Origin of the sequence: Pseudoalteromonas sp. MMG012, assembly GCF_018100875.1 — a bacterium.
Lineage (GTDB): Bacteria > Pseudomonadota > Gammaproteobacteria > Enterobacterales > Alteromonadaceae > Pseudoalteromonas > Pseudoalteromonas aurantia.
The window spans coordinates 1-8,716 of sequence record NZ_JAGJEF010000116.1 but is presented as its reverse complement, the minus strand read 5'-3'; the positions used below and the strand labels follow the sequence as shown (position 1 = coordinate 8,716).

Annotated in this window: 9 protein-coding genes; 8 read left to right on the top strand and 1 reads right to left on the bottom strand. The window is 37.7% G+C overall.

Annotated elements, in window-relative coordinates; all coding sequences use genetic code 11:
* The 5 genes from J8L97_RS21735 to J8L97_RS21715 all read left to right on the top strand — a co-directional run.
* Window positions 1-2,029, top strand: a 2,029-nt coding sequence (locus tag J8L97_RS21735) for a CocE/NonD family hydrolase (RefSeq protein ID WP_211052741.1), incomplete at its 5' end; no start/stop codon positions are given.
* A gap of 280 nt (window positions 2,030-2,309) precedes the next feature.
* Entirely contained in the window at window positions 2,310-2,612 is a 303-nt protein-coding gene (locus J8L97_RS21730; protein ID WP_211052738.1) for a hypothetical protein, read from the top strand.
* Between the two features lie 93 nt (window positions 2,613-2,705).
* Entirely contained in the window at window positions 2,706-3,197 is a 492-nt protein-coding gene (locus J8L97_RS21725) for an MBL fold metallo-hydrolase (RefSeq protein WP_211052736.1), read from the top strand.
* A 154-nt stretch (window positions 3,198-3,351) separates the two neighbouring features.
* On the top strand, window positions 3,352-3,510 hold the full coding sequence (locus J8L97_RS21720; RefSeq protein WP_211052734.1) for a hypothetical protein: 159 nt from the start codon (window positions 3,352-3,354) through the stop codon (window positions 3,508-3,510).
* A 353-nt stretch (window positions 3,511-3,863) separates the two neighbouring features.
* Window positions 3,864-4,514, top strand: coding sequence for a hypothetical protein (locus tag J8L97_RS21715; protein ID WP_211052732.1), 651 nt, complete (start codon window positions 3,864-3,866; stop codon window positions 4,512-4,514).
* Between the two features lie 210 nt (window positions 4,515-4,724).
* Here J8L97_RS21715 and J8L97_RS21710 read toward each other — a convergent pair whose 3' ends face one another.
* Window positions 4,725-6,119 carry a PLP-dependent aminotransferase family protein gene (locus J8L97_RS21710; protein WP_211052730.1) on the bottom strand — a complete coding sequence of 465 codons (1,395 nt, stop codon included), beginning with the start codon at window positions 6,117-6,119 and terminating at the stop codon, window positions 4,725-4,727.
* 93 nt (window positions 6,120-6,212) lie between these two features.
* Between J8L97_RS21710 and J8L97_RS21705 the strand changes: the two genes are divergently transcribed.
* The 3 genes from J8L97_RS21705 to J8L97_RS21695 all read left to right on the top strand — a co-directional run.
* Window positions 6,213-6,821 carry a LysE family translocator gene (locus J8L97_RS21705; protein ID WP_211052728.1) on the top strand — a complete coding sequence of 203 codons (609 nt, stop codon included), beginning with the start codon at window positions 6,213-6,215 and terminating at the stop codon, window positions 6,819-6,821.
* A 13-nt stretch (window positions 6,822-6,834) separates the two neighbouring features.
* A complete protein-coding gene (locus J8L97_RS21700) occupies window positions 6,835-7,251 on the top strand; it encodes a GNAT family N-acetyltransferase (RefSeq protein ID WP_211052726.1) in 417 nt (138 codons plus the stop codon).
* Window positions 7,252-7,525: 274 nt separating this feature from the next.
* Window positions 7,526-8,716: leucine-rich repeat domain-containing protein (locus tag J8L97_RS21695; RefSeq protein WP_409455178.1), on the top strand; the 1,191-nt coding region annotated here is incomplete at its 3' end.

Sequence of the window (8,716 nt, the reverse complement as noted above, 5' to 3'; positions counted from 1 at the left end):
TGAGCAGCTAAAAACAATCAAAGTAGATATAAATGGCGAGTTAATCGCATCACTGGTACCGTTTTATGTCGTGGCTCAGGTCCAAAATGGGTTGTGTTCGAATGAACCGAGCTTGAAGCGCGTGTTTGCACAGGTTTTTCGTACTGTCTTTGCGAGTCTCGATAATAAGCGTGCGAGTAAAGCAATACAGTGGTTTAAACGTGACGTAAAAGAGACCCATCAAGCCTTTGATTTAGTATTTGAAAAGCATAAACATAAAACAAAAATATCACGGGTAGCAGCGATTGAGTTACTACGACATTTCCAACATTATCAAGCCCATCAACTTTGGGCGCCATTTGTCGGGTCATTAATCGCTGAGGATGATGATAAACGTTATATTATCGACAAGAATGTACTGATAAAAATGCCCGACGGCGCACAAATAGCGGCAATGATCGTTCGACCAAAAAACAATAAGAAAACACTACCGACCTTACTGAATTTTACTATCTATCATAATGCAGAAAAGGAATTTTCCAAAATAAGAGAGTCTGCAGCGCGTGGTTATGCGGGGGCCGTCGCTTACACACGCGGGAAAGGTCATAGCCCTGATATACCCATCCCGTATGAACATGATGGAGAAGATGCCAGCAATGTTATTAATTGGCTCAGTAAACAAACGTGGAGTGATGGTCGAGTTGGTATGTTTGGCGGTAGCTACGATGGTTTCACACAATGGGCCGCACTAAAGCATTTGCCGCCAGCATTAAAAACTATTGTACCCTATGTGGCGAATAATCCCGGTGATGGCTTACCGATGGAGAACAATATTTTTCTATTCGTGAATTATGCATGGCCTTTTTATACGACGAATAATAAAACGCTCGATAATGAGATTTACTCAGACCATGAACGTTGGAATGAATTGAACGAAAAGTGGTATCAAAGCGGTAAGTCTTATCGTGAAGTAGATAGTGTCGATGGTCTAGAAAATAAATGGTTACAACGCTGGTTATTGCATCCAAGTTACGATAAGTATTGGCAGAACATGGTCCCTTATAAAGATGAGTTCGCTAAGGTTAACATTCCAGTGTTAACTATCACTGGGTATTATGACGATGGCCAACAGTCAGCTTTGCATTATCTGAAAGAGCACTACAAGTATAACTCTAATGCGGAACATTATTTACTAATAGGCCCCTATGACCATTTTGGTGCGCAGGCGGTGAAAAAGTCATCGACGTTAAGAAGTTATACGATAGACCCTGTAGCGCATTTTGATACGTCAGAAATTACTTATCAATGGATGGATCATATATTTTATGGGGCGCAAAAACCGAGCCTGATAAAAGATAAAATAAATTATCAAGTAATGGGGAGCAACGAATGGAAGCATGCTCCATCGATTGAAAAACAAAGTAATGAAGTACTGACGCTCTATTTGAGTAACCTTAAAAGTGGCGATAAAAATCAATTAACTCCGACTTATCCCTCAGAATTAGGTTTTTTGTATCAAGAAGTAGATTTTTCAGATAGGAAAACCTCCAATAATGACTATTACCCTTACCCAATCGTTGGTAAAAAGCCTGATTTATCCAATGGCTATTCATTTATAAGTGCGCCATTTGACACTGAAATTGAAGTTTCGGGTACATTCTCTGGGGAGATAAAAGCCACTATCAATAAAAAAGATATGGATATAGGAGTGGTGCTGTATGAGGTGATGCCAAACGGGGCGTTATTTCACTTGTCTTATTTTTTAGGCCGAGCGAGTTATGCAAAAGACATGAGCAAAAGAAGCTTGCTTACGCCTTACAAGGTAACGTCAATTCCATTTGATAAAACTCGGATGGTGAGCCGTAAGTTAAGTAAAGGGAGCCGTTTACTGGTGACACTGAATATTAATAAAAACTCGTTTGCACAGATAAATTATGGCACCGGTAAAGATGTGAGTGACGAAAATATAAGTGATGCAAAAGAGCCGCTGCAGATCAAATGGCATAACAACAGCTCTATAAATGTGCCAATTTATCGAGCTATTGACTGAGTGTAAGTATAATAAACGAAGACAATCAGTGCATTACCTGTCAGGTTTAATATAGACAGGAGTAATACGATATTATTATCAAACCAGGTATTTGGTCTCCTAGCCATATGAGAGGGAAGAAAAATTATAAAAGCAATGATGATGGCTTTTTTAAGGTGATTAGAATGTGGTTTTATGTAATTATGAGACGAACGAATGTTTTTAGTTTTATAGGTGTTTTGGTCGGGTTATAAATGATAATGCTTGGTTAAAAGCGCACACTTTATTTTCAGGTTTTTATATGATAGAAAGATATTGTTATATTAAGTATCTAGGTATTTTCTTAATGCCTATTTATTACTTTTTGGGGTTTTTAGGCGCAATTTTTGCTTTAGGTAATCAATTTGAAGTGGTTTTTACGGGACTATTCTCATTCACTTTATTTATTTCAGTTGCTTTGTTTGCTGTTGGCTTATTCAAAGAGCAGGTTAAAGTTGAAAAGGTAGGAAAAAATAATTTCATTATCAATAAAGTGGCTAATGTATACGGAAGTATCATGTTGGTGTTGTTTTTAGCCGTATATGTTCTTGGCTATGTAGTATGACATCGCGAAATATTAATGACGAACTTAATAGTGACTACAATGAAGTTTTTTGTAGAAACAGCATAGTTCTTTAACTGGTTAAAAGGATTATCAATGAGATATTTTGTGCTTTTGGCGCTGCTGATATTTATACCACCTGCTAAAGCAGAGGTGATCAAAGGTTTTAATGTTTCGAAACTATCGCAAACACTCCATATATTGACGGATGTAAAGTACAACACCAATATCGGGCTAGTTACTACAAAAGATGGTGTCGTTTTAATTGATCCTATGCCCGGCAAAGGACGATTAGCTGAGCTAATGAAGCTTATAGTTAAAATAGATGGCCAAGCACCTAGCTATATTTTGAACACACATTCACACGAAGATCATTCTGGTGGTAATGCCTTTTTCATTAAACAAGGGGCAAAGCTCGTTGGTTCTGATTTCAAAATCAATGAGATTGAAGGTATTACAGTCAATTCTCATACGAGTCAAGATGCGGTTTTTTATCACAAAAAAAGCAATAGTTTGTTTGTCGGCGATGTGTTTGACAGTAGTTGGCACCCCACATTTTATGCTGGGGGGGTTAAAAGGGTTCGATAAAGCGATAGACCATATTTTGGCATTGGGTAATGAAGATACACGTATTGTTCCAGGCCATGGTAAACCTGCGAATAAGGAGTCATTACGCGAGTTTAGAAAGCACACTCATAATTGGGTTGCTCACATTCGTAAGCTATCATTAAAATGAATGGGCATGAGTGAAATAATGCATGATGATCATACCGTTGAACTTCTAAATATGTTTAATGTAGAAAACCGATCACCGTTTATTCCTGAAAGAGCATATAGAATGTTTATTAAAAGAACATTGACGATTATTAGTCAGGAATGGCCCACCAACCATACAGTATAAGTGAATATTGCTCGGTGTAAGTAAATCCAGTTCAGTGCGTCATTTAAGTGTGGTAAATCGCACTTATTTTTCGTTAAGAATGTAAACCTTTTGATAAAGCTTGGTTGCGATGAAAGGAAGGCAACTATGTCTTTGAGTATATTACATTTAACTGAGTATATTACATTTAACTGAGTATATAATTTACTTTTCAGTTGGTGGTATGTTGAGCGCGAATAAGCGCTTAGAGACGCTAATATGTTAAGACGAGAGGTTTACAGCTGATAAATCGTCTCTCATAAAAGTTAATTGAATGTAATTTTTAAGTTTTGTAAGGTAAAGCCGATAAAGTAACCTAGTTTAAAAGGATCTTTATGAAAATTAATATTAATTCACTTCATACCCAGATTGGCAATAAAGCTTATTTTTTGGAGCCTGTAACCGGTGAACAAGTAAAGAATCAGGGAGCCCCAGATGTGGGCAATGAAAGCAGCACGGTTGATACCGATACAAATGAGACACAGAGCGATTTTGATTTAACTTTAGTCAAAGGCAGTGCTTATGAGCAGATTTTTAATAAAGAAGATCTTGATTTCTCTAATATGAGCCTCAATGAATTATACAGTCTTGTTCAAGATGTAAACGCAATGCATAGAGAGTATGAAAAAGAGCACGGTAATGATGAACCTACGAGGATTGGTAGATTTGGCATGCCGATCATATCTAAAGAGAGAGAAGCGCTCCTTGATTTAGAGGGGACGTTAGAGGTACTTTCTTTTGGCGATGGTCGTGTTGACCCCAATGAGAAAATTGATGTTGCTGCGTATTTTTCTAATCAGGCGGAACTTGCCACTGCGCAAGCAAAAGCAGCACCAGAACGAGACGATTACAGTATTTCAGCTTCGTATATGAAAGAAATACGCAATACGGTCGGAAAATTTATATTAGATGATACATTTGAATTGTATAAAGAAAAAGCGGCTGTATTATTGACCGATAAGCCTAAGGTTAATAACTATATTTAATAGCAAATTATGACATTATAGCAGACTAACTATTTTTAATTAAGACTTAATGTTTTATGGACTGTGTGTTTGGGCTTGATTCTTGAGTATATTTTTTATTAACTTAATTGAATGAAAGATATACTCACCGTAATGCATATTTTGATCTTAAACCACTTAAACCACTTAAACCACTTAAACCACTTAAACCACTTAAACCACTTAAACCACTTAAATCACGACATCATGGGTATGAGGAAGTTGTGAGAGTACTTCATCAATTCGGGTGATCCCTAAATCAAACTCAGCTCGGCTGTTTGGTCCGCCAAGGGTGAGTCGAATACCATTGACCGGTTGTGTAGTTTGTTCACTATGGGGATTAACAAACACGTCTATGGCGCGCACCAAGACTTTATTTGCTTTTAGCTGACTTGTTAAAGAGTGCATATTAAGATGCAATGGCAAAGGTAAATATACATTAAGCCCAGCAAAGGATGCTGGCAGTTGATGCTTAGTCATGATCATTTTAAGTGTATCGATACGGTAGGTTAACTCTTTTGCTAGCTTTTCTTGATTGTGGGCAAAATCAGGGTTTTTCATCACGCGCATTAGCAATTCAAAATTCATCATAGAAACGGCCCAGCACTGGGCATGGAGTTGCTGTAATACAGACTTTTGCCATAATATCGGTGCTAACAAATAACCGACACGTAAACCGCCAGCAAAATATTTAGATAAGCTGGCTAAATAGAATACTCTATCAGGTGCTTTTTGCCACAAAGGAAGGCGCCAATTTTGTGGTAGGCAGTAGTTTACGTCGTCCTCCAGAATAAAAAAATTGTAACGTCGGCTAAGTGCTAATAGTTGCGTTAGGTTTTCTTGACTGTATTGTAAGTTAGTGGGATTTTGGCAATTTGGTGTGATGTATATGGCTTTAATATCGCTAATTTGACATAGCTTTTCTAGCTCATCTAGGTTTATTCCGTCGTTGCCAAGCCCAATGCCTTGTGTTTTCAAGTTGAGTGATTGGCAGGCGTTATAAAACCCTGGATATGTCATAGCTTCATGCAACACCAATTCGCCAGGTTGACATAGTGTAGCTAATGTTGCGTAAATCGCCTGTTGTGCGCCTTGGCAAAATATAATTTCTTGCTGTTCACAATGCATCCCTTTGTCTTTGAGCCACTGTTTAAAAAATTGTTGATGACGTGCAAGTCCGTTAAGTTTGTAAACCATAACTTCTTGCAGCATAGCAGACTCTTCTGCCAGTGATTGCATTGCAGCACCAAGAACTTGTTGTTGCCCCAACATAGGCTGCATACTTGAAGCAAAGTCTGTTTCAAGTGCAGTATCTAAAATTTGCTCTCTAACTGCGATAAATGTGCCAGCTCCAAGCTTGGCATTAACTAGTCCTCGTTGCTCTAGCAATGCATAAGCGCGGGTTACTGTGCCATGCGTTATACAAAGGCGATCAGCCAATTGCCTTTGTGGTGGCAGTTTACAACCAAAAACCAACTGTTGATCATCAATTGCTTGCTCAACCAATTCCGCCAATGCGCGGTATTTGGGCTGATGTGTTGATAAAGATGTGAACTGTGATAATTCTGGTTGCCAAATTGTATTCATAACAATAAATTTATTGATGTCTTTGTATCATTATGACAATAAATAGTCTTAGTTGAAAATAAATATTGTATCAATACAATTTGAGGGGGTAGAGTGTTCAATGAAGAGTTAATAGCGTTAATTCCTGCACTGGTTTTGTTTTGCTTCATAGCAGCTTTCACCCCAGGGCCTAATAATATTTTACTGACTTTGTCAGGGGCAAAGTTTGGTGTAAAGCGCACAATGCCGCATATTTTTGGGATCCGTGTTGGCATGACGGTAATGCACATTTTAATGCTGTGTGGACTCGGGAGCTTGTTCAGTATGTTGCCTATTTTGCATGCTGCATTACAAGCTATCGCATGCGGATACATTTTGTATTTAGCCAGTAAAATTATTCAATCAGGGGCGCAAGTAAACAGCCAAGAGCTATTGCAACCCATGAGTGTCAATCAAGCGGCTGTTTTTCAGTTAATTAATCCTAAGTCTATTAGTATGTTACTGTCGCTTTGTAGTGCATTGACCATTCCTGGAGCGCTATTTTGGGACTCTGCGATTTTAGGATTGGTTGTTTTTAATTTGGTTGGAATATGTTGTGCTGTTTTTTGGGTATTTGCTGGCAAATATATTAATCGCTATCTACACAAACCAAAGCAGCGCAGCCGTTTTAATATCGTGATGGCATTGCTGTTGGTCACGTGCTTACCATTAATTTTTATTTAAGGAAGGGCGAATTATGCAACTTATACATACCTTGTCTGCTACACAATTTGATGAAGTATATCGGTATTTGGCTCAACGCAGTTATTGGAGCAAAGGAATCGATAAGTCTTTGCTCAAGAGGGCGTTACAACATTCTTTATGCTTTGCACTTGTTGATGATAAGCAATTATTGGCATTTGGGCGTGTTGTTACCGACCATGCAACTTTTGCGAATTTACTTGATGTGTTTGTATTAGAGCAATACCGAGGTCAGGGTTTGGGGAAGAAGCTCATCGATGCCGTTATGACTCATCCTGATTTACAGACTCTGAGGCGTTTTACGTTAGCAACTAAAGATGCACATGGTTTATATCAACAGTTCGGTTTTACACCCATTGCTGACCCTAACATTGCAATGGAAAAGTATGTTGCGAGCATTTACGCCGTGTGATGCATAACTAAACTTCTATTAGTCAGGTGAGACTGCTTGAGTCTTTACCTGTCTCCTATCACTATAAATCTAGTATGATAGTACTATAATAACTATTCATCATTGCCTTTAGCCGTTAAACTTACTTATGTAGTTCATACTAAGTAATGGCTTTGTATTAATCATTTCCCACATACAAAGTTATTTAGATTGTTGGGTGAGATAAGGACGGTAAATAAGTCTATTTACTGTTTCTGTGAATCAGCATTTGTGCATATTTATAGAAGACTGACTAATGAAAATAATGAAACTGAGCTTGAGTACATTTTTCCTACTGGTATTTTTGTGTGGATGTGGGGGAGGCTCAGATAAAGGAAATGATAAACCATTTGCGCAGACGTATCGTGTGTCTATTGATATTGAGGGACAAGGAACCAGTAGCCGAGAAAGTATAGATGTTGAATTTGGCAAATCGGCTGTGGTTAATATGCTCGCCGGTGAGGGATACTTTTTAGATAGCGTCACTGGGTGCAGCGGTAATTTGTCAGGAACAACCTATACAACGGGATTAATTCAGACTAATTGTACTGTTTCTGTCGTATTTAAACCGAAAGTAAGTGTATCAAGTGTTATTGCTGACCCACAGTTACTAAAATGTATGTCAGATAGCGGCAATAATTTTATTCATGAAGTTACATCGTTAAGTTGTGATGGCTATGCGATAGACTCAATGGTGGGCATTTCGCAGTTAATTAAATTGACGCGCATTAAGTTAGACAATAGCCAGCTAACTACAATCGACCTTTCTAAAAATACAGGGTTAGTTTCGTTAAGTTTAAATGGTAACTTACTGACCGAACTCGATGTTTCAGCACTATCCGATTTGAAAGAGCTAGACCTAAGAAACAATAGCTTATCAAGTTTATCAGTCACTAAGAACCTTGATCTAACAAAGTTACAGCTTTCTAATAATCAATTGAATACAATCGATGTGTCTAAAAATAGTAAACTGACGGATTTAAGCTTAGGTAATAATAAGCTAACGAACATTGATTTGACGCACAACAGCCAGTTAATTGAGCTGAGAGTTTATGAAAATGCGCTAGAGAGTATTAACTTAAATAATAATAAATCCTTAACGAACTTTAAAGCATATGATAATCAGTTATCTACAATAAACCTATCCAATAATAAGTTATTAAAAGATGTGAGTCTTGGGGGAAACAAACTTGATGAAATTGATATCTCGAGCAACGTTCGGCTAAAGGAATTACGGCTATATAAAAATCAGTTATTACACATAGATGTTTCAAAAAATACAGCGTTAGTGGTGCTTGATTTAAACACTAACCTATTGAACTCGATTGATACAACTCGTAATACAGCTTTAACATTGTTAAACCTTGATAATAACCAGTTGACTGATATTGACGTGAGTGCAAATACGCAACTGACGTCACTGGGCTTAGATTCAAATCAGCTCAGC

What these genes read in the sequence shown, in the direction of transcription:
- J8L97_RS21725 (WP_211052736.1), top strand. Translation starts at nt 2,706, where the DNA reads ATGAGATATTTTGTGCTTTTGGCGCTGCTGATATTTATACCACCTGCT.
- J8L97_RS21720 (WP_211052734.1), top strand. Translation starts at nt 3,352, where the DNA reads ATGAGTGAAATAATGCATGATGATCATACCGTTGAACTTCTAAATATG.
- J8L97_RS21715 (WP_211052732.1), top strand. Translation starts at nt 3,864, where the DNA reads ATGAAAATTAATATTAATTCACTTCATACCCAGATTGGCAATAAAGCT.
- J8L97_RS21730 (WP_211052738.1), top strand. Translation starts at nt 2,310, where the DNA reads ATGATAGAAAGATATTGTTATATTAAGTATCTAGGTATTTTCTTAATG.
- J8L97_RS21710 (WP_211052730.1), bottom strand. Translation starts at nt 6,119, where the DNA reads ATGAATACAATTTGGCAACCAGAATTATCACAGTTCACATCTTTATCA.
- J8L97_RS21700 (WP_211052726.1), top strand. Translation starts at nt 6,835, where the DNA reads ATGCAACTTATACATACCTTGTCTGCTACACAATTTGATGAAGTATAT.